General features: G+C 71.4%; 21 protein-coding genes. 8 read left to right on the top strand and 13 right to left on the bottom strand.

Translation table 11 applies throughout. The features are described 5' to 3' along the window. Window positions 1-111: 111 nt before the first annotated feature. The 6 genes from AXF14_RS07910 to AXF14_RS07885 form a co-directional block, all read right to left on the bottom strand. The gene (locus AXF14_RS07910; protein WP_067942268.1) at window positions 112-1,290 is read right to left on the bottom strand and encodes a mannose-1-phosphate guanylyltransferase; all 1,179 of its coding nucleotides are present in this window, start codon (window positions 1,288-1,290) and stop codon (window positions 112-114) included. A gap of 50 nt (window positions 1,291-1,340) precedes the next feature. Then, window positions 1,341-2,735: a YihY/virulence factor BrkB family protein gene (locus tag AXF14_RS07905; RefSeq protein ID WP_236755378.1), complete on the bottom strand. Its 1,395-nt coding sequence runs from the start codon at window positions 2,733-2,735 to the stop codon at window positions 1,341-1,343. Window positions 2,736-2,776: 41 nt separating this feature from the next. After that, window positions 2,777-3,334 carry a 2'-5' RNA ligase family protein gene (locus AXF14_RS07900; protein ID WP_067942267.1) on the bottom strand — a complete coding sequence of 186 codons (558 nt, stop codon included), beginning with the start codon at window positions 3,332-3,334 and terminating at the stop codon, window positions 2,777-2,779. 331 nt (window positions 3,335-3,665) lie between these two features. Next, complete coding sequence (locus tag AXF14_RS07895) at window positions 3,666-5,045, bottom strand: alpha-L-fucosidase (RefSeq protein ID WP_067942264.1); 1,380 nt, start codon at window positions 5,043-5,045, stop codon at window positions 3,666-3,668. Next, window positions 5,042-6,436, bottom strand: coding sequence for an MFS transporter (locus tag AXF14_RS07890; protein WP_067942262.1), 1,395 nt, complete (start codon window positions 6,434-6,436; stop codon window positions 5,042-5,044). Before AXF14_RS07890 ends, AXF14_RS07895 begins: the two co-directional genes overlap by 4 nt. A 69-nt stretch (window positions 6,437-6,505) precedes the next feature. Next, window positions 6,506-9,580, bottom strand: coding sequence for a glycoside hydrolase family 2 TIM barrel-domain containing protein (locus AXF14_RS07885; RefSeq protein WP_067942260.1), 3,075 nt, complete (start codon window positions 9,578-9,580; stop codon window positions 6,506-6,508). A gap of 241 nt (window positions 9,581-9,821) precedes the next feature. On the opposite strand from AXF14_RS07885, the gene AXF14_RS07880 reads away from it, so the two are divergent. The 5 genes from AXF14_RS07880 (at window position 9,822) to AXF14_RS07860 (ending at window position 15,599) form a co-directional block, all read left to right on the top strand. Then, window positions 9,822-10,856 (top strand): LacI family DNA-binding transcriptional regulator, encoded by a 1,035-nt coding sequence (locus tag AXF14_RS07880; RefSeq protein WP_211260070.1) that lies wholly within the window; start codon window positions 9,822-9,824, stop codon window positions 10,854-10,856. A gap of 36 nt (window positions 10,857-10,892) precedes the next feature. Beyond that, the gene (gene galK / locus AXF14_RS07875; RefSeq protein ID WP_067942258.1) at window positions 10,893-12,194 is read left to right on the top strand and encodes a galactokinase; all 1,302 of its coding nucleotides are present in this window, start codon (window positions 10,893-10,895) and stop codon (window positions 12,192-12,194) included. A 260-nt stretch (window positions 12,195-12,454) separates the two neighbouring features. After that, window positions 12,455-13,504, top strand: a complete 1,050-nt coding sequence (locus tag AXF14_RS07870) for an efflux RND transporter periplasmic adaptor subunit (RefSeq protein WP_067942254.1) — start codon at window positions 12,455-12,457, stop codon at window positions 13,502-13,504. Continuing rightward, the gene (locus tag AXF14_RS07865) at window positions 13,501-14,247 is read left to right on the top strand and encodes an ABC transporter ATP-binding protein (protein WP_067942252.1); all 747 of its coding nucleotides are present in this window, start codon (window positions 13,501-13,503) and stop codon (window positions 14,245-14,247) included. The genes AXF14_RS07870 and AXF14_RS07865 overlap by 4 nt, the downstream gene beginning before the upstream one ends. Beyond that, window positions 14,244-15,599, top strand: coding sequence for an ABC transporter permease (locus AXF14_RS07860; protein ID WP_067942250.1), 1,356 nt, complete (start codon window positions 14,244-14,246; stop codon window positions 15,597-15,599). Before AXF14_RS07865 ends, AXF14_RS07860 begins: the two co-directional genes overlap by 4 nt. Window positions 15,600-15,699: 100 nt before the next feature. Here AXF14_RS07860 and AXF14_RS07855 read toward each other — a convergent pair whose 3' ends face one another. Both AXF14_RS07855 and AXF14_RS07850 read right to left on the bottom strand, forming a co-directional pair. Further along, entirely contained in the window at window positions 15,700-16,545 is an 846-nt protein-coding gene (locus AXF14_RS07855) for an exodeoxyribonuclease III (protein ID WP_067942248.1), read from the bottom strand. 159 nt (window positions 16,546-16,704) lie between these two features. Beyond that, entirely contained in the window at window positions 16,705-17,859 is a 1,155-nt protein-coding gene (locus tag AXF14_RS07850; protein ID WP_067942246.1) for a choice-of-anchor L domain-containing protein, read from the bottom strand. A gap of 395 nt (window positions 17,860-18,254) precedes the next feature. On the opposite strand from AXF14_RS07850, the gene AXF14_RS07845 reads away from it, so the two are divergent. After that, window positions 18,255-20,102 (top strand): glycoside hydrolase family 68 protein, encoded by a 1,848-nt coding sequence (locus AXF14_RS07845; RefSeq protein WP_067942245.1) that lies wholly within the window; start codon window positions 18,255-18,257, stop codon window positions 20,100-20,102. Between the two features lie 98 nt (window positions 20,103-20,200). Here AXF14_RS07845 and AXF14_RS07840 read toward each other — a convergent pair whose 3' ends face one another. Together AXF14_RS07840 and AXF14_RS07835 are read right to left on the bottom strand one after the other, a co-directional pair. Next, window positions 20,201-20,779 (bottom strand): GH32 C-terminal domain-containing protein, encoded by a 579-nt coding sequence (locus AXF14_RS07840; protein WP_067942244.1) that lies wholly within the window; start codon window positions 20,777-20,779, stop codon window positions 20,201-20,203. A gap of 9 nt (window positions 20,780-20,788) precedes the next feature. Next, the gene (locus AXF14_RS07835; RefSeq protein WP_150118450.1) at window positions 20,789-21,919 is read right to left on the bottom strand and encodes a glycoside hydrolase family 32 protein; all 1,131 of its coding nucleotides are present in this window, start codon (window positions 21,917-21,919) and stop codon (window positions 20,789-20,791) included. A 73-nt stretch (window positions 21,920-21,992) separates the two neighbouring features. On the opposite strand from AXF14_RS07835, the gene AXF14_RS07830 reads away from it, so the two are divergent. Together AXF14_RS07830 and AXF14_RS07825 are read left to right on the top strand one after the other, a co-directional pair. Further along, window positions 21,993-22,307: an acylphosphatase gene (locus AXF14_RS07830; protein WP_067942242.1), complete on the top strand. Its 315-nt coding sequence runs from the start codon at window positions 21,993-21,995 to the stop codon at window positions 22,305-22,307. A gap of 34 nt (window positions 22,308-22,341) precedes the next feature. Further along, complete coding sequence (locus tag AXF14_RS07825; RefSeq protein WP_067942240.1) at window positions 22,342-22,629, top strand: hypothetical protein; 288 nt, start codon at window positions 22,342-22,344, stop codon at window positions 22,627-22,629. A 234-nt stretch (window positions 22,630-22,863) separates the two neighbouring features. Here AXF14_RS07825 and AXF14_RS13965 read toward each other — a convergent pair whose 3' ends face one another. The 3 genes from AXF14_RS13965 to glyA all read right to left on the bottom strand — a co-directional run bounded on the left by AXF14_RS13965 (window position 22,864) and on the right by glyA (window position 26,576). Further along, the gene (locus tag AXF14_RS13965) at window positions 22,864-23,862 is read right to left on the bottom strand and encodes a hypothetical protein (RefSeq protein ID WP_067942230.1); all 999 of its coding nucleotides are present in this window, start codon (window positions 23,860-23,862) and stop codon (window positions 22,864-22,866) included. A 498-nt stretch (window positions 23,863-24,360) separates the two neighbouring features. Continuing rightward, entirely contained in the window at window positions 24,361-25,269 is a 909-nt protein-coding gene (locus tag AXF14_RS07815) for a bifunctional methylenetetrahydrofolate dehydrogenase/methenyltetrahydrofolate cyclohydrolase (RefSeq protein ID WP_067942228.1), read from the bottom strand. Further along, window positions 25,266-26,576, bottom strand: coding sequence for a serine hydroxymethyltransferase (gene glyA, locus AXF14_RS07810; protein ID WP_067942226.1), 1,311 nt, complete (start codon window positions 26,574-26,576; stop codon window positions 25,266-25,268). Before glyA ends, AXF14_RS07815 begins: the two co-directional genes overlap by 4 nt. Window positions 26,577-26,580: the final 4 nt, after the last annotated feature.

The following is a 26,580-nucleotide window of genomic DNA, read 5'->3' as shown; positions in this document are numbered from 1 at the left end:
CGGCCTCGAGCGCGTCGAGCGTCCGCGACGACCTCGGCGAGCTCCCCGTGGCGCCTCACCGGCGTCGCGGTGGACGAGGGCTGATCCCGGTCGGCTCGGCTCCGGGACGCGTCAGAGCAGCGCGTCGCGCCCCTCGGCCTTGAGGCGATCGACGACGCCCTTGACCCGCTGGCCGCTGGCCGGCGTCGTGATGAGGAGGGCGTCGGGGGTGTCGGCGACGACGATCCCGGGCACGCCGAGGAGGACGACCTTGCGGCCGGTCGTCGAGGCGACGAGCGCACCCTCGCTGCCGACTGCCTCGACGTCCGCGGCGGGGCCGCCCTCGGCGGTGCCGTCGAGGACGGCGACGCCCGCGGCGGGGCCCTCGGTGCGCGAGGCGACGAGCCCGGACAGGGCGTCGAAGCCGCCGACGTCGTCCCAGCCCATCGCGGCGGGGACGGTGGCCACTCCCCCGGCCGCGGCGACGGGCTCGGCGATGGCGTGGTCGATGGCGATCCTCTCCAAGCCCGGCCAGGTGGCCGCGAGGACCTCCTCGCGCTCGGGGGTGTCCCAGGCGGCGGCGATGGTCTCGATGCCGGCGGCGAGCTCGGGCTTCTGGGCGGCCAGGTGGTCGAGGAGGACGCCGGCGCGGGCGACGAACATGCCGGCGTTCCAGCGGTAGTCGCCCGTGGCGAGGTAGGCGGCGGCCGTCTCGGCGTCGGGCTTCTCGGTGAAGCCGAGGACGCGGCGGCCGTCGGGGGCGCCGTCGACGTCGACGGGCTCGCCGGCGTGGATGTAGCCGAAGGCCGTGGACGGACCGGTGGCCTCGATGCCGATGGTGACGACCCAGCCCTCGCGGGCCAGCGCCGCGGCCTGGCGGACGGCGGTCTCGAAGGCGGCCTCGTCGGCGATGGTCTGGTCCGCGGCGAAGGAGCCGACGACGGCGTCGCGGCCCTGTCGCTGCGCGATGACGGCGGCGGCGAGGCCGATGGCGGCCATGGAGTCGCGAGGGAGGGGCTCGGTGAGGAGGTTCTCGCGGGGGACGCCGGGGAGCTGGTCGGCGACGGCGGCGACGTGGGCGACACCGGTCACGATCGTCGTGCTCGCGGCGACGGGGGCGAGGCGGGCGACGGTGCCCTGGATGAGGGTGCGGCCCGCGCCGGTGAGGTCGAGGAGGAACTTCGGGTGGTCGCGGCGGGACAGCGGCCACAGCCGGGTGCCGGCGCCGCCGGCGGGGATGATGGCGTGGACGGGTCGGTCGTCCGGCGCGGTGTCGGCGTCCGTCGCGGTCTGCTCGCTCGTGGTGCTCACCGGGCCAGGGTAGACGACGAGCGCGCCGTGACGGGGCCCGGGGCGGACCCTCAGTCCTCGCCGAGGTACCGGCGACGCGCCGAGTCGAGGTTCTTGCGGGCGCGGTTGTAGCGCCAGCGGTTGACGCGCGAGCCGAGGCTCGAGACGTCGGCGGGCTCGCCCTCGGCGGGTCGGCCGTGCTCGTCGAGCTCGACGGGCGGCACGTAGTCGGGGTGGGCGGTCGTGTCCACCTCGACGGTGCCGGAGAGCGACTGACGGGGCCAGGCGAGCGTCTCCGGGACGGAGAGGGTGACGTAGTTCGGCGTCTCGTTCGCGTGGACCTCGTCCGGGTGGTCGATCGACTGCGGACGCGGCGGGTTCGCCATCCAGGCACTCACGTAGAGGACCACGCGGGCCGCGAGGTGGAGCCAGAGGACGAGGACGATGATCGCGGCGAAGGAGGCCAGCAGCGGGTTCTTGCTCACCGAGCCGACGGCGCTCGTCCCGACCTGCCGCAGGACGCCGAAGCCGATGGCGGCGATGACCGAGCCCCAGACGTAGTCCTTCCTGGGCGGGCGCACGCCGCACACCCAGATGATGAGGGCGAAGGTCGCGGCGTCGAGGACGAAGGAGACCGCGAGGGTGAGGATCGTGCCGCCGGGTCCCGCGATCCACGACGGGAGCGAGCTGATCGCCGTCGCCAGCGTGTTCGTCACGATCGACGCCAGCGCCGTGACGGCGACGGAGACCATGATGACGAGGAAGCCGGTGAGGTTCCAGACCTGGTTCATCACCGGGTTCTGCGGGAGCTGCACGATGCCGAACATGGCGCGCACGCCCGACTTGAGCGCCCCCATGAGCCCCATGGCCGAGTAGATGAGCGTGAGGATCGCGATGATCGACCCGATGTTGAGCGCCGAGGAGACGGTGAGGTCGTCGATGGTGACCAGGCCGCTGCCCGAGCCGTCGTCGATGACTCCGGGCAGCATCGAGTTGAGGGACGTGATGACGGCGTCGCGGATGTCCGGGTTCCGACCGATCGTCGCCATGAGGAAGCTGATGCCGATGGCGAGGGCCGCGAAGGTGGAGAACAGCCCCGTGTAGGCGATGCCGCCGGCGATGAGCCCGCCGCGACCGGTACCGTAGCGCGAGAGGAGACGTCCCAGCCGGGACCGGTTGTAGCGCTCGACGAGGCCCATGGCCTTCCCCGCGACGCCGCCGGAGGGGTCGTTGCGGTTATCTGGCCCGGCCTCCTCGCCGCGGGCGTTGACGGGGACGTCGAGCTTCGCGGCGCCGGCGGTCGTGGCGCCCGTGCTCGTCGTCCCGTCGGCGTCGGTGCGGCCGTCCGTCGCCGCGTGCGCCGCGGCGACGCGGCGGCCCTCGTCGTGCGAGTCGAGCGCGGAGGCGCCCTCGAGCTCGGTGCTCGGGTCGCCGGGGCGCTCGTTGTCTGCGGTCGAGGCGGTCATGGTCCTCCTTGGTCGGTGGTGGGGGTCGATGGCGCGGGCGGTCAGGGAGTCGGTGAGCCGGACAGGGGGACGGTGCGCAGGAGGTCCCAGCTGCCGTCGTCGGCGAGGGCTCGCAGCTCGAGCCGGTCGACGACGAACTCCGCGGTGATGCTCTCGCCCGCGGCCGCCGCGGCGTCGAGCGCCTCATGACCGACCTCGTGGGCGAGGGTGACGTGGGGGTGGAAGCGGAAGCGCAGGTCGCGGGCGAGGGGGCCGTGCTCGTCGCGGACGGCGCGCTGGAGCGCGTCGAGGTCCTCGCGGCCACGAGCGACGTCGAGGTAGACGACAGGGCTGGCGGGGCGGAAGTCGTCGGTTCCGGCGAGCTCGACGACGAAGGGCGGCGTCCGCGAGGCGACGGAGGCGAGGTGCTTCTCGGCCACCTCCACCAGCTCTTGCTGGACGAGGGTCGGCGGGAGAACGGTGACGTGGGGGCCGATGCTGCGGGCGAGAGGGTCGCCGGCCGTGGCGCGCACGAGCCGGACGCGGGACGCCCAGGGCTCGGGAACAGGGACGGTCACGCCCAGGACCCGCTGCTGGGGCGACGGCGTCGGGAGGTCCATGGCTCGTCTCCTCCCAGGGTTCGGGCGCGTTCGGGGTCACCGCGGAACGGAGCCCCGTCGGCGCCCGCCGGGACGCTGAGCACGTTCCGACGGCGCTCCAAGGGTATCCCCACCTGGGCACTTGGTCCCGACACCGCGGCGACGCGCCTGCGCCCACGACGACGGTGCCCGCGCTGTCACCGCGCCCGTGAGGCCCGGCGGCTCTGGCGTGACGGGCCGCGGACGCGGCGCCGCGTCCGCGGCTAGCGCCCTCGCCGCGGCCTGAGCCCGCCCCGTGCGCGGAGGGCGTGGAACGACGAGGCGCTCCAGGCCCTCCGCGGGTGCGAGAGGGTCAGGCCAGCTCGATCCGCAGCCCCACGGCGCCCTGCGTGGGCGAGGCAGGGACCTCGATCCGGCCCGAGGACTCGTCGAGGGCCAGGCTGCGGCCGTCCGAGCCGAGCAGGGTTACGGCGCCAACCGGACGGTCCACACGCAGGCTGGTTGCATCCAGCTCTCGCCCCTCTGCCGGGATCCCGAAGGCGTAGAGGGCCGTGCCCGCCTCCTGCGGCTTCTCCGTGAGGTACCAGCTGATTGCCCCGTCCAGGGACTCGACCTGCGGCGGGTCCTCAGGGACCCGGGTGCCGTAGACGCCCTCGCCGCACGCGGTCATCCAGGTGCCGATTCGCTCAAGCGAGTCGCGAACCGAGTCGGGCATGTGGCCGGTGGCGTCAAGCCCGATTCCCAGAAGGTAGTTGCCTCCACGAGCAACGATCCGCACGAGGTTCGCGACGATCTCCTCGACGGGCTTGGAGGCCTCGTCTCGGGACATCGCGCACCACTCCCGCTGGAGTGTCATGCAGGACTCCCACGGGTAGTGGAGAATGTCGTCGGGGATCTCCTGCTCGGGGGTGCGGTAGTTCTCGAACGGACCGTGGACCTCACGGTGCACGATCATGAGCCCGGGATCGTGCGCACGCAGGGTGGCGGCGATCTTCTCCATCCCGATCGGTTCGTGAGGCTCGCGCACCCATCCGGCGTCGAGCCAGACCATGTTGAAGGGTCCGTAGCCCTCGACGACCTCCTCGAGCTGGTCCCGCGTGAAGTCCTTGAACCTCTCCCAGGCACGCGGCCTGGCCGCGATGTCGTAGTTGTGAAAGCGGTCGCGAATCGGTAGAGCACGGTCCCAGTACTCGGCACGGGACCAGTCCGCCAGCGAGAAGTAGGCGCCCATGGTGAGGCCCTCCTCCCGGAAGGCGTCGCATACCTCACGCAGTACGTCGCGGCGCAGGCCCGAGGACTCCGAGGTCGACTTGAGGTTCGTGTAGTGGGAGTCGTACATGCAGAAGCCGTCATGGTGCTTCGTCGTGAAGACGCAGTAGCGCATGCCGGCGTCGGCGCAGAGCCTAGCCCACTCGGAGGCGTCGAACTCCTCACCGACGAAGGTCCGGGCCTGGTCGTAGTACCAGTCCTGGTAAGCGGCGTCGGTGCCGTTCCAGTCGGCGGGCGGGTCTGTGAACCATCCAAGGTCGTCGCGGTGGAGCGACCACGACCCTCCCTGGCCTATGGCGGAGTAGATGCCCCAGTGGATGATGACGCCGAACTTCATGTCGCGCCAGGCCTCGAGGTTCGCCCGCACCTCGGGCTCAATCGGCCAGGTGTAACCCGGGTCCGGGGAGCCGCCCAGGGCGCCTGCCGCCTCGAGGGCGGCGGGTGTGAGGTTGTCCTCGCTCATACCTTGATCGCCTCGACCCTCTCGGCCGCCGCGTCACGCAGGCGATGGTTGACCGCCTCGACGTCGACGAGGGTGACGATCCCGGCGATGACGATGACGATGATCGTCGGGAGCCAGAGGTAGGCGAACTGCAGCATGGTGATGACCGATTCGGGCTGATCGACGGCCTTCCCGGCGGTCGTGGAGACGTAGCCCGCCGCACTGAGGAGCCAGCCGGTCAGGGCGGTTCCGAGCCCGCCTCCGAGCTTCGTACCGAGGGAGGTGCAGGAGAACATGAGGCCGTCGAGGCGCTTGCCGGACGTGAGATAGGTGTGTTCGCTGGCCTCCGCGATGAGGGCGGTGAGGGTGCCCTGGAGAGCGGAGGTGCCGAGCATGGCGATCGCGGTGAAGACGAGCATGACGGGCACGTTGGTCATGTAGCCACCGATGATGATCCCGATGCGGGCGACGATGGCGATGCCGTAGCCCCACAGGGACACCTTCTGCATGTTGCCGACCTTGACGACGATGAAGGGCAGGCTGAGCAGGGCGACCATCTGCGGGATGTTCGACGCCCACGCGAAGGCGCCGAGCAGCTTCGGGTCGTGCAGCACGTAGGTCATGAAGTAGATGCCCATGCCGTTGAGAGCGCCGAAGAGCTGCATCATGATGAACATGACGACGAGCAGCACGTAGTACTTGTTGTGGATCAGGAGGCCGAGCGCCTCCTTGAGAGGGACTGCGGAGTCAGCCTCGCCGGCCCCCTCGTCCGCGAGCTCGGCAGGAGTCAGCTCACGGACCGAGAAGACCGCCAGGGTGTTGGAGAGGAGTCCGACGACGGAGTAGATGATCGCGATGTTGCGCCACGCGTCAGCGCCGCCCCCCATGGCCTCGACGGCGCCGACGGTGGCGGCCTGGATGGCGAGGCTGGTGCCGAAGGCGAAGACGAACCGGATGGACCCCATCTGCACGCGCTCGTTGGGGTTCTTCGTGATGAGGGCCGTCAGGGCGCCGTAGGCGATGTTGTTCGCGGTGTAGAAGACGGCGTTGAGCAGCGTGTACGCGATGAAGAACCACGCGTACTTCGCGGTGTCGCCCAAGGAGGTCGGGATCGCGAAGATGGCGATGATCATCGCCGCGCACCCGAAGAACGCCCAGAACATCCAGGGGCGGGCCTTGCCCATCCGGGATCGTGTCTTGTCCATGAGCACGCCGAAGATGAAGTCGGACACGCCGTCGAACAGCTTCGACAGCATCATGAGGGTTCCGACGACACCTGCGTTCATTCCCTGGGCGTCCGTCAGGTAGATCATGGCGAAGAACGACAGGAAGGCGTAGACGACGTTGCCGGCGATGTCGCCGGTTCCGTAGCCGACCTTGTTGTACCACCTGAGGTACTTCTTCTCGTTCACGGGGGGCTCCTCTGCGTTGAGGCGGGTGGGGGTGTTCGGAGAAGGACTGCTCGAGAGGGGGCCGGCGGGTCAGCGACGGCGCGGCACGAGGGTCAGGTCGGCGGCGAGGTCCACGTCGGTGACGCGATAGCGCTCGAGGAGGGCGGGGCCGCAGCTGTTCGAGCCGATGCCCGCGTGCGCGACGTCGAGGCACAGGACCGTGGAGCCGCACTCCGTGAGCTCGTGGTCGTGGGCGGTCATCGTCAGCTCCTCCTGCGTGTACGGCAGAGCGCTGAAGGAGAAGGGCGCAGGTGAGAGCACGTCGAGCGCGAGGGCGTCGCCCGTGAGCGTGACGGTGTCGGTCCCCCAGTGGGACCCGTTCTCCTGGGGACGCACGTAGTGCTCCACCTGATCGCTGACACTCGATTCGTAGTGCCCGTAGCGGGCGCCGCGGTGCTTGTCGACGTAGCTCTCCTGCGGCCCGTACCCGAGGTAGTCGACCCGGTCGAGGTCCCGCGGGAGGAACAGTCGCAGCCCCAGACGGGGAAGCGGGGGCATCTCCGCCTCACGGTGGAGGTCGAGGTGCACGCCGACGGCACCGTCGGCCGTGAAGCGCCAGGAGACCTCGCCCCGCAGGACGGGCTGGACGGTCGGGGCGACGAGGCCCACCTCACAGGTCACGAGGACCTCCGCCTCGATCTCCTCGACCCGGCACCCGTAGGCGCGCGTCGCCGTCTGGTCGTAGTGAGCCCGCTGCCACTCCACCTGGACGTGCCGGTCGTTGTCCGTCGGGGCCCGCCACACGTTGAGCCCGGTCGGTGCCGTGAGCAGCGGCGAGCCTCCCACCGTGGCGGAGCGGAGCATGCCGGTGCGACGGTCGATGACATACTCGAAGCCCTCCCCCGTCAATGTGACGGTGTCCTCGTCCTCGTGCACGGCGAGCACGCCGGTCGGAGCGGGAGCGTCCGCACGCTGACGCAGGACCGCTGGACGCGGGTCGGCGGTCGGGACGGTGATCTCGTCGAAGCCCAGGAGGTGGCCGGGCTCGAGGAGCGGGGCGTCCGCGCGGAGGCGGTACTCGAGGGTGAGGTGACAGCGCCCCGAGGCCGGGACCGCCTGCTTGAGAGCCGTTGGCAGGGCCACCCGGGCCACGCCGTGGGGCGGCAGTGGCGCGGTCAGGTCCACCGGCTCCGACGCGACGACCTCGCCGTCGACGCTGAGGACGGCCGTGACGGTCGCGTAGTCCCGCAGGTCGGTGAAGTCCAGGACGTTGCGGATCGTCACGGTGCCGGACTGCGCGTCCGCCGTCGTGACGCGCGCCGGACGCTGAACGTTCCACAGCTCGGTAAGGCCGGTGTGGGGAACGCGCTCGGGAGAGACCAGACCGTCGACGCAGAAGTTCCCGTCGTGGATGAGCTCGCCGTGGTCGCCGCCGTAGAGATGGACCGGGCGTCCGTCATCAGTGGTCCCGGCACGGACGGCGTGGTCGCACCACTCCCAGACGAAGCCGCCGCACATGCGCGGCTCATCGAGGATGAGCTCCCAGTAGTCCTCGAGGTCGCCGGGGCCGTTCCCCATGGCGTGGCAGTACTCCACCAGGATGAGCGGCTTGTCGGGACCGTCGGCCAGGTAGTCACGGATCTCGGCGAGCGAAGGGTACATGCGCGAGTACAGGTCGATGGAGCTGTAGTCGTAGCGCCGGTCCCGCGAGCGGTAGAACGCGGACTCGTAGTGGGTGACGCGTGTGGGATCCGTCTGCTTCATCCACAGCAGGGCCGTCTCAAAGGTCCAGCCGTAGGCGCACTCATTCCCGGCGGACCAGGAGATGATCGAGGGACGGTTGCGCTCACGGAGGAGGCACAGGCGAACACGGTCGAGCGTCGGCTCGATCCACTTGGGGTTGTTGGCGATGCGCTCGTTCCAGTGCTCGACGACGTTGTCCCAGGAGTCGTCGGCGAGGTACTGGGTCTGGGTGCCGTGGCTCTCGTTGTCCGCCTCGCTCATGACGTAGAAGCCGTACTCGTCGCACAGCTGATAGAAGCGCGGGTCGTTGGGGTAGTGCGACGAGCGCACGGCGTTGACGTTGTGCTCCTTCATCAGGCGCAGATCACGTCGCATGTGGGCGAGGTCCACGACCGGACCGGTCACAGGGTCGGAGTCATGGCGGTTGACGCCGCGCAGGGTGACGGGCTTCTCGTTGAGCAGGAGCACCGGCCCGTCAGTACGGACGGTCCGGATACCCACCCGTTCACAGACCTGCTCCTGAGGCGAGGCCAGGACCAGGTCGTAGAGGTAGGGATCCTCCGCGTTCCACAGGTGCGGGTCCTCGACCACGAGTTCGGCCTCGTACGGGTGTTCGTCGTCGCCACCGGGCGCGAGCCTCCCCCGCGCGACCACGGCGCCGCGAGCGTCACTCAGGGTGAGCGTGACCGGGACCGGCTGGCCGCGGAAGGCGCCGCGGACCTGGACGTGAGCGCCTTCGTCACTGAGGGTGGTGGTCACGACGTAGTCGACGAGGACGTCGCGGGGGCGGTCCAGCAAGTAGACGTCACGGATGATGCCGCTGGTGCGGAACTTGTCCTGATCCTCGAGATAGGTACCGTCGCACCACTTGAGCACCAGCACCGCGAGCTCGTTGCGCCCCTCCAGCAGGAGCTCGGTGACGTCGAACTCGCTCGTGGCGTGGGACACCTGGGAGTAGCCGACGTAGGTGCCGTTCACCCAGACGTAGAAGCACGAGTCGACCCCCTCGAAGACGAGGGTCGTCGTCGGGGCCTCCGGGTTGACCGCGTGCTCGAAGGTGGTGACGTAGGCCCCAGCGGGGTTGTCCTGGGGGACGTAGGGCGGGTCCAGGGGAATGGGGTAGCGGACGTTCGTGTAGTGGTGGGCGTCGAGCCCCTGGTACTGCCACGTGCCGGGTACCTGGTGGTCGACGAAGCCCTCACGCTGAGCGCCGGGCTCCCAGAAGCGTTCCGTGAGGTCATGGACGGAGGGCACGTAGCGCACCGACCACGTGCCGTTGAGGCTCTGGAAGCGGTCCGAGGCCTCACGCGCGATGACGTCGCGGAGGTGGCCCGGGGAGTCTGGGACGTAGTAGGCACGTGCGGGCAGGGTGTTCTCATGGAGAACCTCGAGGTCCTCCCAGTAGCGGGGAACGATCGCCATTGGCGTTCCTATCGGCCGAGTCGGCAGCCGCCCGGGCGGCGACGCTGCCATGTCCTTGGAGAGTGTCGCCTCGTCGTGGCGACGTGACCATTCTGGATTCAGCAAATGACTTGTGTCAAGTGATTACAGCACTATCAATTCCGATATCATCAATGGCGACGTCGCCACTTCTCATCCAGCCGGCGAGCGCAGCCACGGCGCGCCAGCGTCCCGGCGCACCTCGGGGAACTATGGTCGGCACATGCCCCCTATCCCTGCCGACCCGAGCAAGGCAGGGCGTCCTGCGTCCATCAACGACGTCGCCCGACTCGCAGGAGTCTCTCCGCAGACGGTCTCCCGCGTCTCGCGCGGTTCTGACAAGGTCCGCCCCACCACACGATCCAAGGTCGAGGCAGCCATGCGACAGCTCGGGTACGTGCCCAATCGCGCTGCCAGGGCACTGCGTTCAGGCTCGTACCACACGATCGGCGTCCTCACTCAGCAGGTTGAGCGAACCGGCGAGGCCCGCACCCTCGCAGGAGTGCTCACCACCGCCCGAGCACGCGGATTCACCGTGACGGTCACCCAGGTGGCGCACCCCGAGGCGGAGGAGGTTCACACTGCCGTGGCGGACCTCGTGCGTCAGCCCATCGAGGGGCTGGTCATCGTTCAGTCCGGCCGTGCGACCGTCGAGCACCTCGCCCTGCCGCCGTCGCTCGCAATCGCCTCTTCCGACTCAGCGCTCGTGGGCTACTACCCATCGGCGTCGGCGGATCAGGTGCACGGTGTGTATGCTGCCGTCGACCATCTACTCGACCTCGGACACCGCACGGTCCACCACGTGACAGGACCCTCGGACTCCCAGTCGGCCTTGCTCCGGAGGAGTTCGTGGCGCTCCCGCCTCGAGCAGCGCAACCGGCCCGTCCCCGAACCCGTCATCGGGGGTTGGGAGGCCCGGGACGGGTACAGAGCCGGTCTGGAGCTCTCGCGGCCGGACGTGACCGCTGTCCTGTGCGCGAACGACGAGGTCGCCACCGGCCTCATCCGCAGGCTCCACGAGCAGGGACGAGTCGTCCCCCGTGACGTCTCCGTCATCGGCATCGACGACCTGGCCGTCAGCGCGTTCCTCACGCCCCCGCTCACGACGGTCCGAATCGACTTCCACAGAGCAGGGGCGACGATGGTCGATCTCGTCGCCGAGCAGATCGAGTCAGGCACGGCGGACGGCTCCCGCAGGATCATGATCCCCACCGAGCTCATCGTCCGTGCGTCCACGGCACCACCGAAGAGTCACTGATCCCCCCGTCCGCCCGATCGTGGATAGGCTCGGCCCATGACTGACGCCTCCGTGAGCACCGTCGCTCCCACCGCCCCCGTCTTCTCCCCCGCCCTCTCCGACGAGGAGGGACCGCGGCTCGCCGCGGAGCTCTTCCGCGAGGCCTTCGACGCCGAGCCCGACGGCGTCTGGTACGCGCCGGGGCGCGTCAACGTTATCGGCGAGCACACGGACTACAACGGGGGCCTCGCCCTTCCCATCGCCCTGCCGCACCGCGCCTTCCTCGCGCTGCGCCGCCGCGAGGACCGCACCATCCGGCTCGTCTCCCCGCAGACGCGCGACGCCGTCGACGTCCTCGACCTCGACGCCATCGGCCCCAAGGGCACGCCCGGCGAGGTCCGGCACTGGAACGCCTACGTCGCGGGCGTCGCCTGGGCCCTCGAGCAGGACGGTCTCGGCCCGCTGCCCGGCTTCGACGCCGCCCTCTACTCCTGCGTACCGCTCGGCGGAGGCCTGTCCTCCTCCGCCGCCCTCGAGTGCGCCACGGCGGTCGCCCTCGACGAGGTCGCCGGGCTCGGGCTGGCCGGCACGCCGACCGAGCCCGACGACGCCGGCCGCGCCCACCTCGTCACCGCCTGCGTCCGCGCCGAGAACGAGGTGGCCGGCGCGCCCACCGGCGGCATGGACCAGTCCGCCTCGATGCGCTGCGCCGCCGGGCACGCCCTCGAGCTCGACTGCCGCGACGGCTCCACCACTCAGGTCCCCTTCGACCTCGCGGAGGCGGGCCTCGCCCTCCTCGTCATCGACACCAAGGCGAAGCACTCGCTCGTCGACGGCCAGTACGGCGCCCGCCGCGCCTCCTGCGAGCGCTCCGCGGAGCTGCTGGGCGTCGGGCTCCTCGCGGACGTGCCCGCGAGCGCGCTCCCCGAGGCCCTCGATCGCCTGGCCGCCTCCGGGGACGCCGACGCCGAGGTGCTCGTGCGCCGCACCCGCCACGTCGTCACCGAGATCGACCGGACCCGCCGCCTCGTCGACCTCCTCCAGGACGGGTCGCCGCTCGCCGGCGCGAAGCTGGCCGAGGTCGGCACCCTCATGAACGGCAGCCACGACTCCCTGCGAGACGACTACGAGTGCACCTGCCCCGAGCTCGACGTCGCCGTCGACACCGCCCGGGCGCTCGGCGCCCACGGCGCCCGGATGACGGGCGGCGGCTTCGGCGGATCGGCCATCGCCCTCGTGGACGCCGGCCGCGTCGACGAGGTGGCCCGCGGGATCGTCGCCGCCTACGCGGAGCACGGCTTCAACGAGCCGGCCTTCCTCGACGCGACGCCGTCGGCCCCCGCCGGCCGCGTCGCCTGAGCGCCTCCGCTCCCCACTCGGCTCGACCGTCAACGCACCGCTCGACCGCCTGATTCCTGGAAGTCAGGCGGTCGAGCGCGCTTCTGACGGTCGACGGCGCCCGCGGCCACCGGAGCACCGCGCGGGAGGCCTCCGGAACCTCCCCCACCACCGCCTCAGGGAGGACCCGGGACCGATGTCATCCCGCAGGACGATCCGGGTCGGCAACGGCCAGATCTAGGCTCATGGGGTACCGTCCCCCCCTCACTACGGAGTGAGCCGTGAAGCGATTCGTGCTCCCGACCCTCAAGGTCCTCATCGCCCTCGTCATCGCCGTCGCCCTCACCAAGATCGCCTTCTTCCCGTCCTCCGGGCAGGAGGCGACCACCGGGCCGAGCGCCGGCTTCGAGATCGCCGCCCAGACGACGACCGCCACCGTCGGCGACGTCTCCAACACGATCGACGTCAAGGGCCAGGTGGTCCAGGACGCCGCCGTCAACGCCCCCGCGACGCTCGCCGGAAGCGTCGACTCCTTCGCGGTGTCCGAGGGCGCCACCGTCACGAAGGGCGAGCCGCTCGTCTACCTCAAGAAGGTCGAGCCCCAGGACCCGGCCGTCTCCACCGATGAGGACGGGAACGAGGTGACCACCCCGGTCGCCGACAAGGTCACGTGGGCGACCGTCTACTCGCCCGCTGCGGGCACCGTCTCGCTCAAGGTCCTCGAGGACCAGGAGACCGCCGTGGGTGACGTCCTCGCCACCGTCACCCCGGGCACCTACTCCGCGACGGGCACCATCACACCCTCGCAGCAGTACCAGCTCACCAACGCTCCGAAGACCGCCTCCCTCACCCTCGACGGCGGCCCGGCGCCCTTCGACTGCACGGGCCTGACCATCGGCACCAAGCCCACCTCCCAGACGACCACCGACGCCGACGGCGCCACGACGACGACCCAGGGCGACGGCACGAGCGTCGAGGTGCGCTGCCCCATCCCCTCCGACCAGAAGGTCTTCCCCGGCCTGCCCGTCACGATCGGCATCGACGCCGGTTCCGCCACGGGCGCGGTCCTCGTGCCCGTCACGGCCGTCGAGGGCTCCACTGGCAAGGGCGAGGTGTGGGTCGTCCCGGCCGACGGCGACGCCGACAAGGCCGAGAAGCGCGACGTGACGCTCGGCGTCAACGACGGCACCAACGTCCAGGTCACCGACGGTCTCAAGGAGGGCGAGACGGTCCTCCTCTTCGTCCCAGGCAAGGACACGACCCGCACCGGGGAGCCCAACACCTGCGACGAGTACGCTTGCTACGACGAGAAGGGCCAGGAGTACCTGTGAGCGCGCCGCTCCTGAGCCTGCGCGGCGTCACCCGCACCTTTCAGGTGCCCGACGCCGACCCGCTGACCATCCTCACCGGCGTCGACCTCGACGTCGCCCCCGGCGAGCACGTCGCCGTCGTCGGACGCTCCGGCACCGGCAAGTCGACCCTGCTCAACATCCTCGGCCTCATCGACACCCCGAGCGAGGGCGAGTACCTCGTCGACGGCGCCGACGCCGCCCACCTGTCCGAGTCCCGCCGGGCCCGGCTGCGCGGGGAGACCTTCGGCTTCGTCTTCCAGTCCTTCAACCTCATCCCGGGGCTCACGACGACGGAGAACGTCGCCGCGCCCCTCCTCTACGACCGCGGGCGGGCCTTCTGGGGGCGCACGTCCCGCGCCGACTCACTGCTGGCCGCCGTCGGCCTGGCCGACCGGACCGGGTCGCGGATCGACCGGCTCTCCGGCGGCGAGCAGCAGCGCGTGGCCATAGCCCGGACCCTCGCCCGCCGCCCTCGCGTCATCCTCGCGGACGAGCCCACCGGCGCTCTCGACGTCGACACGGGCACGTCCGTCATGGAGCTCCTCGAGGAGCAGTGCCGCGAGACGGGCGCCGCGCTCGTCGTCATCACGCACGACCTCGCCGTCGCCGCGCGGGCCAGAACCCGCTACCGCCTCGAGGGCGGACGGCTCCAGCCCATCGAGCTCGAGTCCGCCGCCCCGCGCTCCCTCGACGACCTCGCCGTGGCGGGAGCCGCGTCATGAGCGCGTGGGGAACGGGCGTCGTCGGCGCCCTCGTCGAGGCATGGACCCAGCTGCGCGTCGGACGCCTGCGGGTGCTGCTCTCCCTCATCGGCGTCGGGGTCGCGGTGGCCGCGATGACCTTCGTCATCGCCTTCGGGCAGGTCTCCCAGGTCGTGCAGAACGACATGATGGCGCAGTGGAACGGGCGTCCCGGCACGGTTCAGGTGACGCTGTCCCCGACCGGCTCCGGGGACGGCACCGGCACGCCCGACGGCTCGGGCACGACCACCAGTTCGGGCAGCACCGACGCCTCCGCAGGCTCGGACGGCTCCGGCACGGGCACCAGCGCGAGCACCGAGCGGATCACCGCGGCGGAGGCCGACTTCGTCAAGCGCTACGAGGTGACCCGTTGGGCGCGCTCCTACCAGGACTCCCTGCGCCTCGACCTCGGTGACGGTCCCGCCAAGGTCGACGCCACCGTCGTCACGGCCGGCTACGGCATCCTCCACCGCGTCCAGGTCGTCTCCGGCCGCTGGTTCACGGCGGACGACGAGGACGACATGTCCCCCTCGATGGTCGTGAGCCAGTCGGTCCTCGACACCATGGGCATCGACGCGCTCACGCAGCCGGTCCGGGTGCACGGGCTGTCCCCGGCGCGCACGACGTACACGATCGTCGGAACGATCGATTCCTCGACGGCCGGCCAGACCTGCGACGCGAACGGCACCTGCACCGACTCCCTCACGGCCTACGTCCTGGCCGGCCCGTACGAGGCGCTCCGTCGCACGGCGTCGACGGCGGACTCCTCGACCGCTTCCGGCGCGGCGTCGGCGACCTTCGAGGTGTGGGCCGGCGAGGGCCGCGGCGCCGAGATGGAGCAGCTCGCCACGAGCTACTTCGACGGCGTCCTCGGGCACGGTGCGACGCAGGCGACGTCCAACGAGATGGAGGACCATCAGGACTTCGGGCGGACCTTCACGCTCGTCGTCACGGGTGCCGGCGTCTTCATCATGGTCCTGGGAGCCCTCGGCCTGGTCAACATCTCGCTCGTGACGGTGCGCCAGAGGATCCACGAGATCGGCGTGCGGCGCTCCTTCGGGGCGACGAGCCGGCGGATCTTCTTCTCGATCATGCTCGAGTCCGTCGTCGCGACGGTCGTCGCCGGCGTCATCGGCATCGGGGTCGCGATCGTGGCGATGCGGGTCGTGCCGCTCGAGGCGATCTTCGGGATGCCGGTACCGACGCGCCCGCCCTTCCCGATGAGCGCCGCGCTCATCGGGCTGGCAGCGGCGACCGGCGTCGGCGCCCTGGCGGGCCTCATCCCGGCGATCGTCGCGGTGCGGATCCGCCCCATCGACGCGATCCGCTACTGAGCGGCGGCCCTCCCCGCCCCGGTCGACCGTCGATGCACCCGTCGACCGTCTGGTTCCTCGAAATCAGGCGGTCGAGCGGTGCGTTGACGGTCGACGGCGGTTACAGCTCGTAGTCGACGGTGAGGGGCGCGTGGTCGGACCAGCGGCCGTCGTAGCTCGTCGCCCGGCCCACCGTCGCGGTGCGCGCGGCGGCGGCGACGCCCGGCGTGGCCACCTGGTAGTCGATGCGCCAGCCTGCGTCGTTGTCGAAGGCCTTCCCGCGCTGGGACCACCACGTGTACGGCCCCTGCGCCTCGGGGGCGAGCGAGCGGGCGACGTCGGTCCAGCCCTGCTCGAACCAGCCCTCGAGGTGCGCGATCTCGACGTCGAGGACGCCGGAGACCTTGTTGTGGTTGGGGCGCCAGTTCTTGATGTCGCGCTCGGAGCGGACGACGTTGAGGTCGCCGGCCATGACGACCTCACGACCGCCGGCGGCCTGCGCGGTGAGGAACTCGCTCATGCGGGCGTCGACGAGCTCGAGGTGGGCGAGCTTCTGGTCGAGCTTGGGGGTGCCGACCTGGCCGGAGTGGAGGTAGGCGGCGATGACGGTCAGGGACGTGGAGCCCGCTGCCTCGCTCGTGTCCCCCGCGGGGTCGAGATCGACCTCGAGCCAACGTCCGGAGTCGACGTCGGGCTCGTCAGCGCCCTCCGGGGCGACGCCGCGGCGAACCTCCCCGAGCCGGTACGGGCCCCCGTCCCGGACGGCGACGCCGACGCCGGCGCGCCCCTTGACGCGGCAGGGCCAGATGACGGACTCGTAGCCGGGCAGGAGCGCTGCCGCGGTCTCCTCGTCGGCGCGCACCTCCTCCAGCAGAAGGACGTCGGGGGCTGTGGCGGCGAGCCACTCCCCCATACCCTTGCGGGCCGCGGCCCTGATCCCGTTGACGTTGACGGTCGTGATGCGCATGGCGTCAGGGTACGTGGCACGCCCGGGAGCTCCCGACCGGGGACACGAACGGGCCCCGTCACCGGTGGTGACGGGGCCCGTCGGGACCCGGTGCGGTCGGGGGTCGCACCTCCCCGGCCCGCGCGGGGCCGTCCGCGCTGTCAGCGGACGCGTGGGACCTCAGTGGGCGCGACGGCGGGCGAGGACGCCCGCGCCGACGAGCACGACGGCGGCGCCGAGGATCGCGACGGCCGCGGTCCCGGTGTGGGCGAGCGGCCCGGAGCCGCGCCCGGAGGTGCTGGACGTGCCGGCCGCAGCGGCCTTGCCGGTCGCGGAGCCCGTGGAGGAGGCGGCCTCGCCGGAGCCGGACGAGGAGCCCGTCGTGGCCGTGGTCGCCGCGGACGACGTCGGGGTGGCCCCGGCGGCGGCGGTCTCGGAGGCGCTGACCTCGTCGGAGGAGGTCAGGCCGCCGGCCGGCAGCAGGACGCTCGAGTCGAGCTGGCCGTCGACGACGTCGGCGAGGGCGATGCGCACGTGCACGGCCTTGCCCACGGTCACGGGCTGGGAGCACTCGAGCTTGGAGGTGAAGCCGTTCATCTCGGTGTCGATGTCGCCCAGGTCGTGGCCGGAGACGTTCGCCGTGTAGTACGTCGCGTTCGTCTTCTCGTTGACGGTCGCGGCGGAGACGAGGTCCTTCGTGCCCGGGACGAGGGCGCACTCGGTGCCGTCAACCGTGATCGACAGGACGTCGGTGTAGCCCTGGGACTCCCAGGAGCCGTGGTTGGGGTTGCCGACGGCGGAGCCGCCGTCGCCCGCGTACTCCTCGGAGCCGAACTGGTAGGCGAGGTTGAGGACCTTGCCGGTGGGCACGACGTCGAACTCGAGGGTCGTGGCGTCGTAGGTGTCGTCGCCGGCGAGCTCGGTCAGGGCGTCGTCGCCGTCGCCTCCGAGGTCGCCGGTGGCGCCCAAGGCCTGGTTCGGGCCGAGGACGCTGGAGTACTCGAAGTCGGTGTCCGAGTCGGCCTGGGGAGCGGCGGCGATGAGGGAGCCGGTGCTCAGGGCGACCGAGTCCTGGGAGAAGTACCCGGCCGGCAGGCCGGTGACGCGGCCCGCCTGGACGTCGACGCCGGTGACCTTGGCGTTGCTGACGTCGGCGTCGGCGGCGATGGCCTGGGCGAGGCTCTGCGCGTTGGTGGTCGAGGTGTCGCGCAGCGTCGAGGCGGACTGGCCGTCCGACGCGACCGCGGGCGCCGCGAGCGCCAGCGAGGCCGCGATCGCCGCGACGGCGGGCAGGAGGACCCTGCCGCGGCGCGCGGTGGGAAGGGAGTTGTTCACTGTTGTCTCCGATTGTCATCACGGCGCCACTCATCCTCCGAGCCGTGACACGCAGGGCGGTGACGGGGCCGTGGGATCTGCGGGGTGGGGTGGAGGGCCCGGCAGCTCACGAAGAACGGGCCGACTGTGACCCTTTCGTGACGGAAGTACAAGTGAGGTGGCTCAGATCAGTCCTGGCAACCGGGTTCATGCAATCCGCACGGGTCCGCACACTGCAGGACGGAGGCTCGAGAAGCGTCCACGAGACATCGGCGCAGGTCACGGCTCGGTTACGGTGCTGACCGGAGAGCCCGCACCGACCGCACCCTGCGACCGGTGCCCATCGCGTCGACGCACCGTCGTCGGCGCGACAGCGCACGAGGGCGCCCTACCCCTCTCAAGCAAAGGAACCGACCGTGTCCCAGGTCGTCCACCGCAGGTACTGGCGAGCCAGCGCCTTCGCGGCCCTCTCACTGTCACTCATCCTCACCGGCGGCACCGCCACGGCCGCCGACCCGACCCCCACCGCGAGCGCCACCGCGTCCGCGACCGCCACGAGCTCCCCCAGCGCCGAGGCCACCGAGGCTGCCACTGACGGGGCCACCGCCGACGCCACCGAGGCCGCCGCCGACGCGGCCGCCGACGCCGAGGAGCAGCCCGTCGCCGCCGAGGGCTTCGTCCCCGAGCACGAGGGCTGGCCGAACGCCACCGAGCACTCGCAGCAGGCCTACTCCACGACGGACGACTTCACCGCCAAGTGGACCCGCGCCGACGCCATGCAGATCCAGCGCCTGTCCAACCCGGACGCGGCCTCCGGCGAGTCCTCGCTGCCCGAGTACCTCACCATGCCCGAGATCTCGAACGGCTTCCCGGCCACGAACTCGGACGAGGTGTGGGTCTGGGACACCTGGACGCTCACTGACGACCACGCCAACCAGATCTCGTACAACGGCTGGGAGATCATCTTCTCGCTCGTCGCGGACCGGAACGCCGGCGACTCCTTCGACGACCGCCACACCAACGCCCGCATGGGCTTCTTCTACCGCAAGGCCGGCACGACGACCTCCTCGGCCGACGGCGCGAGCTCCTCGAACGGCGGCTGGATCTGCGGCGGCCACGTCTTCCCCGACGGCGCCTCCGGGTCGGTCTTCGCCGACCAGTCCTTCTCCCACCAGACCGAGTGGTCCGGCTCGGCCCGTCTCATGCCGAACTCGAACAAGATCCGCATGTTCTACACGGCGGTCGCCTTCTACCGCGAGCCGACCTCGGACGCCGGCTACCTCATGAGCGACGGCACGGACTACAAGCCCCAGGACCCGCACATCGTCCAGTCCGAGGGCCGCATCCACGCCGACGAGAACGGCGTGTGGCTCACCGGTTTCCGCGACCAGCACGACCTGCTCACGCCTGACGGCAAGTACTACCAGTCGCGCTACCAGAACCAGTACCTCTCCTTCCGCGACCCCTTCAGCTTCGTCGACCAGACGAACCCCTCGGACACGAACACCTACATGGTCTTCGAGGGCAACACGGCCTACGCCCGCGCGGGTGAGGACACCTCCATCATCGCGGCCCACGGCCAGAGCACGACGGCCGCGACCTGCACCGCCGAGGACCTGGGCTACCAGGACGGCGACCCCGAGGCCGGGACGGTCGACGAGGTCAACGAGGCCGGCGCCTACTACCAGCTCGCCAACGTCGGTCTCGCGGTGAGCGAGAACAAGGCGATGACGAAGTGGAGGTTCCTCCCGCCGATCCTCTCCGGCAACTGCGTCAACGACCAGACCGAGCGCCCGCAGATCTACTTCAAGGACGGCAAGTCCTACCTCTTCACGATCTCGCACCGCTCGACCTACGCCTCCGGCATGATGGGCCCTGAGGGCGTCTACGGCTTCGTCGGCGACGGCGTCCGCTCCGACTACCAGCCGCTCAACGAGAACACGGGCATCGCGCTGGCGAACCCGATCAACCTCAACTACGCGGCCGGCTCGCCCTACGCCCCCGACTGGAACCAGAGCCCGTACGCCTACCAGTCGTACTCGCACTACATCCAGCCCGGCGGCCTCGTGGAGTCCTTCATCGACTCCATCGGCGGCAACCACGACGGCAACCCGGTCCGCGGCGGCTCCCTCGCCCCGACCGTCAAGCTGAACATCACCGGCACGACGACCAGCGTCGACCGCAGCTACGGCACGAACGGCCTCGGCGGCTTCGGGGACATCCCGGCCAACAAGGCCTACAACCCGGGCTACGACGAGCGCTGATCCGCCGAACGGATCCGGCCGGCGGCCGGGCACCGACCACGCACGGGGCGCCCCGCAGGAGAGATCCTGCGGGGCGCCCCTCGTCGTGGTCGTGGCGGTCAGTCGCGTCCCATGGCGTCCCCCATGGTCGTGAGCGTCCCGGAGACGACCGTGACGGTGCCGTCGGCGCCGACGGCGACGTCCTGGGCGCCGGGGTCGTTGAGGACGAGCAGCGTGGCGGCCGGGGCGCCGTCGTCGACGAAGACCTCGAGGCTGGAGCGGTCCAGGAGGATCCGCAGGCGGACGCGGTCGTCGACGGGCTCGTAGTCGACGAAGCGGGCGAGGGCGAAGTCGGTCTCGGGGCTGTTCGAGCCGGAGACGGTCGTGACGCCGGAGGCCTCGCGGTTGAGGAAGAGCTGCTTGGCGGACCGGTCGACGCCGACGAGCACCTCCTGGAGGGCCCCGTCGACGGTCCCGCGGGCGACGCTCACCCAGGCCTTCGTGGCCTGGGAGACGTCGAGCTCGAGGGTCATGTCGAGGCTGCGGCCGACTCCGATGACGGCGGAGTCGTCGGTGACGGTGGTGCAGGCGACGTCGAGGACGTCGCCGTGGTAGGCCTCGAGCTCGGCGACGGGGGTCTGGGCGAGGACGGTCCGCCCGGCGACGGTGACGAGGGAGAGCTCGCGCGGGACGCTCATCTCCCCGTGTCAGTCCCCCGTGGGCAGGTCGTAGGGGTAGCTCCAGTTGCCGGCCCAGGCCATCCAGACGCGGCGCCCGGAGAGGTTCTCGAAGGACTGGGCTGCGTAGAAGTCCTGGCCGGCGTCGGTGACTTGCACGGTTGTGTCCGAGGGCGTGAAGGTGGTGCCGTCGAAGTCGCCGAGGAGGTGCTGCGCGGTCGAGCCCTCGGTCTCCTCCGAGGCGCCGACGGAGACGTGGAGGAGCCAGCGCGTGGCGCCCGAGGGGTCCTCGAGAGGGAAGAGGTCGGGGCACTCCCAGACGGCCGAGTGGAGCCCGACGTCGGCGCCGACGTCGGAGGCGTGCTCCCAGGTGAGCAGGTCGGTGGAGCGGTGGATCTCGACGTGGTCGCCGGCGGAGATGACCATGACCCAGGCGCCGGAGTCCTCGTGGCGGAACACCTTGGGGTCGCGGAAGTCGGTGCGGCCGTCGTTGGTGATGACCGGGTCGCCGTCGTAGCGCTGCCACGTGGAGCCGCCGTCGGCGGAGTAGGCGACGGAGGGCGCCTCACCGCCCACCGTCGAGGTGTAGAAGGCGAGGATGCCGCCGCCCTCGACGAGGCCGGAGGCGTTGTCGGCGTCGACGACGGCGCTGCCGGACATGGCCTGCCCGAGGTCGTCGTGCTCGAGGGCGACGCCCTGGTCCTTCCAGGCCATGAGGTCGGTGGAGGTGGCGTGGACCCAGGTGCCCCAGGTCTGGTGGAAGAGGTGGAAGGTGCCGTCGTCGGCGAGGAGCCCGTTCGGGTCTGCCATGTCCCCACTGGCAGGGCTGTAGTGGTACAGCGGGCGGTAGGGGTCGGAGGCGTCGTAGACGGTGGGCTCGAGCTCGGCCACGGTGGCTCCCGGCTTGGTGGTCGGCGAGGCGCTCCCGGAGGCGCCGGATCCGCCGCCGGCGCCCGTGCAGGAGGCCAGGACGACTCCGCCCCCGACGACGGCCGCGCCGCCCAGCAGACCCTCGAGGAGGCGACGCCGGGAGGGCCCCCGTCGTCGGGACGTCGGCGCCTGGGCGCCTCTGGCGCCCGGTCCGGGGTGGGGGGCGGGGCCCTTATGGGGGGCGCGAGGGTTCATGGGGTCGTCAGGGTCGTTGTCGGCGGGATGCGGCACGGCGCCAGGGTATCGGCCCGCGAGGCGGCTCACTTCCGGCGTCCGGAGCGGTCCCACCTGCGAGGATGGTCGTATGAGCACACCGGCCGACTCGTCATCCGCAGCATCATCGACCCGCACGATCCACGCCCTCGTCTCGGGCCGCGTCCAGGGCGTCGGCTTCCGCTGGTCGTGCATGGAGGAGGGCGAGCGCCTCGGCCTGGTCGGAGAGGTCCGCAACCTCGACGACGGCGACGTCGAGGTCCTCGCCAAGGGCCCCTCACTCGCCGTCGGGGAGCTCATCGGGTGGCTGCACCGGGGGCCGCGGTGGGCGAGCGTCTCGCGGGTGCTGGTGACGGACCTGAGCGAGGGCGCCGTCACGCGCACGGCCTTCGTCATGGGCAACTGACGGGACACCCCGGCCGCGGGTGCAGGATGACCCCATGAGCTCGCAGACCCCCACGACCTCCTCCGCCCCGCTGAGCACCTCGGCGCTCGCCCGGCTGCGCGCCCGCCGCGCCTCGGGGACGCGGCTCGTCGTCATCGGGCTCGTCGTCCTCGTGCTGGGGGCCGTGGCTCCTGTGCTCGCGCAGTCGTCGGCGCTGGCCGGCGTCTCCTCAGTGCTGTGGGTGGCCTCGATGCCGCTGTGCCTGGCGGGGGCCGGTCTCGTCGCCGCCGGCGTCATGCGCCGCCGCTCTGCCCGTGGAGCCGCCGACGAGGACTGGGGCTGACCGGCTCAGGACCATCCGCCTGCGGAGACACCGACGGGGCGGGGAGGAGCACAACCGTGCTCCTCCCCGCCCCGTGGCGTCGGTGATCAGCGAGTGCTGTCGTGGCCGCGTCGTGCGGTCGGGGCTGTCGCCGTCCTGATCCCGATCCGGACCTGCGAGGCGGTGCGCCTCCCCACCGGGCCGCGGTGATCCGGGACTGTCGGTCCCGGGACCGCGGTGCCGCCGCGGGCGGCGTCAGGCACGACGGCGGGCCGTCGTGAGGGCGCCGCCGGCGATGAGGAGGACGCCGGCCGTGCCGAGCAGGACCTCGGTCATGGCACCGGTGTGAGCGAGGGAGTCCTCGTCAACGGCACCGGTCGCGGTGCTGGAGGCTGCCGGGGCGGAGCCCGTGGTCACGCTCGTGGAGCCGTTGCTTCCAGTGACGGTGAGGGTCGTGCAGTCCGCGCCCGGAACGGTCCGGCTGGACGTCGTCGTGCCGGTGGTGCTGCCCGGGGTGGAGGACGCCGTGGAGCCGGCCGGGGTCGCGTCGCAGTCCTGACTCGGGGTCGTGGTGTCCGGCGCCGTGGAGCTCGGGGTGGTCGAGCCCTGCGGAGCGGCCGGAGTGGGCTGCTCGCTCGGCTGCTCGCTGGGCTGCTCGGCGGGCGTCGTAGCGCAGTCGGTCGGCCCGGTGGTGGGCTCGACGATGGTCGTGCCGTGACGACGCACGGTGCGGGTGGAGACGGTCGTGCAGTCACCGGTGGGCTCGGTGGACGGCTCGGTGCTCGGCTCGGTGCTCGGCTCGGTGGACGGCCCGGTGCTCGGCTCGCTGCTGGGCTCGGTGCTCGGCTCGCTGCTGGGCTGGTCGTCGGGGATGACGGAGCCGTTGCCCGGAGTGGTCGGCGTCGTGGAGGGCTCGGTGGTGGCCGGCGCGCTGGTCTGCGTTGCGGGCTCGGTGGACGGCTCAGTGCTGGGCTCAGTGCTCGGCTCCGTGGCCCGCGTGCTGGGCTCGGTCGAGGGCTGGTCGTCGGGGATGACGGAGCCGTTGCCCGTGTCGACGGGGGTCGTCGTCTCCTGTGTCGACGTCACGGTGACGGTCTTCTGGTCGTCCGGGACCGTCGACGTGCTCTGCGGGGCGCCGCCGTCGTCGAGGTTGGACACGCTCGCGAGCGCGGGGGCGGCGGTGATCGTGAGGGCGACGGCGGTGGCACCCGCGATGCTGAGCGAGCGGCGGACGACACTGGTACGGGATGACATGAGGATCCTCTCGGGGGCCGGGAGCGGTGCTGCCGACGACCGGTGCGCGTCGGCTGGAGACGCAAGAAGGCTATGAATGGCCCTCGGGAAAGAGCACGGGTTAATCGCTCATTGCACCCCGAGCACACCCACCACCCCGCTCCGGGACTCACCCACTCACCCCGACTGCCGTGATCGCCGCGTGATCCCGGCGCAACCGGGCCGTGACCTCGATCCGCAAGCGCCAGATGCGGATCACCCATGGGTATTGGCGGGCTCCCGCCCCGTGCACGCTCCCGTGCTCTCGTCGAGGACCGCATGCGGTTCCCGACGTGTCCCCCTCACCTCACCTCACCCATCCCCCACGGACCCCACCCCTCCGGAGCCACGGGGAGACGCCCCTGGCACGCCGGTCCCGCGCCGCGGGTGAAGCGCCCTCCACCCGCCCCACGAGAACGCCGGGGAGGTCCGGCACCCCGGTCGGGGTGCCGGACCTCCCCGGCGCGAGGTGCGGGTGCGTCAGGCGCGCGAGGCGGCTCCTCGCTCGGCGGTCTCGACGACGTTCGCCAGCAGGAGCGCGCGGGTCATCGGACCGACACCGCCCGGGTTCGGCGAGAGCCAGGACGCGACCTCGTCGACGCCGTCGGCGACGTCGCCCATGATCCGGCCCTTGCCGGTCGCGGGGTTGACGACGCGGGAGACACCCACGTCGAGGACGACGGCGCCGGGCTTGACCATGTCGGCCGTGATGATGCCCGCGGAGCCGGCGGCGGCGATGACGACGTCGGCCCGCGAGACGTGCGCGGCGAGGTCCCTCGTGCCCGTGTGGCAGACGTCCACCGTGGCGTTGACGTCCTTGCGCATGAGCAGCAGACCGATCGACCGCCCGACGGTGACGCCGCGCCCGATGACGCACACGTCCTTGCCGGCCAGGTCGATGCCGTGACGGGTCATGAGCTCGATGCAGCCGCGGGGCGTGCAGGGCAGGGGCGAGGTGATGGGCTCGCTCCCCCGCAGCACGAGGCGCCCGAGGTTGGTCGGGTGGAGGCCGTCGGCGTCCTTGTCCGGGTCGACTCGCTCGAGGATCGCGTTCGTGTCGACGCCCTTGGGCAGCGGCAGCTGGACGATGTAGCCGGTGCACGCGGGGTCCGCGTTGAGGCGGTCGACGGCGGCCTCGATCTCGGCCTGCGTCGCGGTGGCGGGCAGGTCCTCGCGGATCGAGGTGATCCCGACCTCGGCGCAGTCGGCGTGCTTGCCGGCGACGTACTTGACGCTGCCGGGGTCCTCGCCGACGAGCACCGTGCCCAGGCCCGGGGTGATCCCGCGCTCGCGCAGGGCGTCGACGCGCTCCTTGAGCTCGGCCTTGATGGCGGCCGCGGCGGCCTTCCCGTCGAGGACCTTGGCAGCCCCGTCCCAGGGCGCCCTCACTGGGCGAGCCCGGGGTAGAGCGGGAAGGCGTCGGTGAGCGCCTTGACGCGGTTCTTGAGGCCCGCGAGCAGCTCGTCGTCGGCCTTGCCGGCGGCGCCGGCCACGAGGGCGGTGGCGATGACGTCGGCGACCTCGGTGAACTCGGTGGCGCCGAATCCACGGGTGGCGAGCGCCGGGGTGCCGATGCGCAGGCCGGAGGTGACGCGCGGCGGGCGCGGGTCGAACGGGACGGCGTTGCGGTTGACGGTGATGCCGGCGGCGTGGAGGAGGTCCTCGGCCTGCTGACCGTCGAGGGCGGAGTCGCGCAGGTCGACGAGGACGAGGTGGACGTCGGTCCCACCGGTGACGAGGCTGATGCCGGCCTGCTTGACGTCGTCGCGCAGGAGGCGCTCGGCGAGGAGCGCGGCGCCCTCGATGGTGCGCTGCTGGCGGTCGCGGAACTCGTCGGTGCCGGCGACCTTCATGGCGACGGCCTTGGCGGCGACGACGTGCATGAGGGGGCCGCCCTGCTGGCCGGGGAAGACGGCCGAGTTGAGCTTCTTGCCCCACTGCTCGCCGCGGCTGGAGAGGATCATGCCGGAGCGCGGGCCGCCGATGGTCTTGTGGACGGTCGTGGAGACGACGTCGGAGTAGGGCACGGGGCTCGGGTGCAGGCCCGCGGCGACGAGTCCGGCGAAGTGCGCCATGTCGGTCCACAGCGCGGCGCCGACCTCGTCGGCGATGGAGCGGAAGGCCTCGAAGTCGAGGTGACGGGGGTAGGCGGACCAGCCGGCGATGATGACCTTGGGGTGCTCGCGCAGGGCGGCCTCGCGGACCTGGTCCATCTCGATGCGGTGGGTCGTCTCGTCGACGCCGTAGGCGGTGGCGTTGTAGAGCTTGCCGGAGAAGTTGATCTTCATGCCGTGCGTGAGGTGCCCGCCGTGGGCGAGCGAGAGGCCGAGGATCGTGTCCCCCGGGGTGGCGAGGGCGGCGAGGACCGCCGCGTTGGCCTGCGCGCCGGAGTGGGGCTGGACGTTGGCGTAGTCGCCGCCGAAGACCGCGAGCGCGCGGTCGATGGCGAGCTGCTCGGCGACGTCGACGACCTCGCAGCCGCCGTAGTAGCGCTTGCCCGGGTAGCCCTCGGCGTACTTGTTGGTGAGGACGGAGCCCTGGGCCTGGAGGACGGCGCGCGGGACGAAGTTCTCCGAGGCGATCATCTCGAGGGTCTCGCGCTGACGGGCGAGCTCGCCGTCGAGGACGGCGGCGATCTCCGGGTCGAGCTCGGACAGGGGCATGTTGTTCAGAGCGGTGCTAGCAGGACCGGTCATGGTT

The sequence above is a fragment of the Actinomyces radicidentis genome, from assembly GCF_001553565.1.
Taxonomy (GTDB): domain Bacteria; phylum Actinomycetota; class Actinomycetes; order Actinomycetales; family Actinomycetaceae; genus Actinomyces; species Actinomyces radicidentis.
Note: the sequence above shows the minus strand (reverse complement) of the source record. Positions and strands in the feature narration are given on the sequence as shown.

Excerpts from the sequence above, each read along its gene's own strand:
- AXF14_RS07860 (WP_067942250.1), top strand. The coding sequence starts at position 14,244 with ATGAGCGCGTGGGGAACGGGCGTCGTCGGCGCCCTCGTCGAGGCATGG.
- AXF14_RS07825 (WP_067942240.1), top strand. The coding sequence starts at position 22,342 with ATGAGCTCGCAGACCCCCACGACCTCCTCCGCCCCGCTGAGCACCTCG.
- AXF14_RS07880 (WP_211260070.1), top strand. The coding sequence starts at position 9,822 with ATGCCCCCTATCCCTGCCGACCCGAGCAAGGCAGGGCGTCCTGCGTCC.
- AXF14_RS07885 (WP_067942260.1), bottom strand. The coding sequence starts at position 9,580 with ATGGCGATCGTTCCCCGCTACTGGGAGGACCTCGAGGTTCTCCATGAG.
- AXF14_RS07905 (WP_236755378.1), bottom strand. The coding sequence starts at position 2,735 with ATGACCGCCTCGACCGCAGACAACGAGCGCCCCGGCGACCCGAGCACC.
- AXF14_RS07840 (WP_067942244.1), bottom strand. The coding sequence starts at position 20,779 with ATGAGCGTCCCGCGCGAGCTCTCCCTCGTCACCGTCGCCGGGCGGACC.
- AXF14_RS07900 (WP_067942267.1), bottom strand. The coding sequence starts at position 3,334 with ATGGACCTCCCGACGCCGTCGCCCCAGCAGCGGGTCCTGGGCGTGACC.
- AXF14_RS07830 (WP_067942242.1), top strand. The coding sequence starts at position 21,993 with ATGAGCACACCGGCCGACTCGTCATCCGCAGCATCATCGACCCGCACG.
- AXF14_RS13965 (WP_067942230.1), bottom strand. The coding sequence starts at position 23,862 with ATGTCATCCCGTACCAGTGTCGTCCGCCGCTCGCTCAGCATCGCGGGT.
- AXF14_RS07895 (WP_067942264.1), bottom strand. The coding sequence starts at position 5,045 with ATGAGCGAGGACAACCTCACACCCGCCGCCCTCGAGGCGGCAGGCGCC.
- AXF14_RS07855 (WP_067942248.1), bottom strand. The coding sequence starts at position 16,545 with ATGCGCATCACGACCGTCAACGTCAACGGGATCAGGGCCGCGGCCCGC.
- galK (WP_067942258.1), top strand. The coding sequence starts at position 10,893 with ATGACTGACGCCTCCGTGAGCACCGTCGCTCCCACCGCCCCCGTCTTC.
- glyA (WP_067942226.1), bottom strand. The coding sequence starts at position 26,576 with ATGACCGGTCCTGCTAGCACCGCTCTGAACAACATGCCCCTGTCCGAG.